We start from the raw sequence: 622 nt of genomic DNA, 5'->3' as shown, positions 1-622 counted from the left end.
CCGCGATGATGAACGCGCCATCGCGCAGATCGTCGGCGGCAAGCGCCTGGATCTGATCGAGCGGGAGCGGCGCGACCTCGGCGGCATCCTCGAACCATAAGGCGAGCGCATCGCAGGCATTGGGCAGAACCTCGCCGATCTCATCCGCTGCCGAGAAACAGCCCGGAAGATCGGGGAAGGTGACGCCGAAGGCGCTGTCTTCATCCTTGTGCACGATGGCGTAGAAATACTTCATAGTCTTACTCCCAGGGGGCGGGGGATCACACCCACCCCGCCATTTTCGCGATGCTGCGGGCGGTGCCCAGCGGCAGGTCTTTCTTCGGGTGCGGGACGATCACCGTGATATCGCCCTTGCGGAATTTGTGGTGCGAGCCCTTGACCGACACGAGATCGAACCCTTCCGTCACCAGCCGCTTGACGATTTTCTTGCTGTCCCGTTCCATGCGCAAATATATACACATCATGCGGAGGTCGGTCAATCGCTTTTGCGCAAATACATGCGCAATATGCTGAAATGTTTCGGGCTATGGATGGTTGCCGCAATTCCCGCTATGTTCCGCACCGGGACCGCGGGCGTAAACAAGTCTATGGTGGCGCAATATCGTCGTTCGCCGAGCATGGT

At 59.3% G+C, this 622-nt stretch carries 2 protein-coding genes; both read right to left on the bottom strand.

Annotation, left to right across the window (positions count from 1 at the left end; all coding sequences use genetic code 11):
* On the bottom strand, positions 1-235 hold a 235-nt coding region (locus AACY52_RS29250), incomplete at its 3' end, for a type II toxin-antitoxin system HicB family antitoxin (protein WP_339561208.1).
* A 25-nt stretch (positions 236-260) separates the two neighbouring features.
* Positions 261-443, bottom strand: a complete 183-nt coding sequence (locus AACY52_RS29245) for a type II toxin-antitoxin system HicA family toxin (protein WP_185867593.1) — start codon at positions 441-443, stop codon at positions 261-263.
* Between the last annotated feature and the right edge of the window lie 179 nt (positions 444-622).

The sequence above is a fragment of the Pseudomonas sp. EA_65y_Pfl1_P113 genome (assembly GCF_963970525.1).
Lineage (GTDB): Bacteria > Pseudomonadota > Gammaproteobacteria > Pseudomonadales > Pseudomonadaceae > Aquipseudomonas > Aquipseudomonas tritici.
The sequence above is the reverse complement of the archived record's forward strand: the minus strand, read 5'-3'. Positions and strand labels throughout refer to the sequence as shown.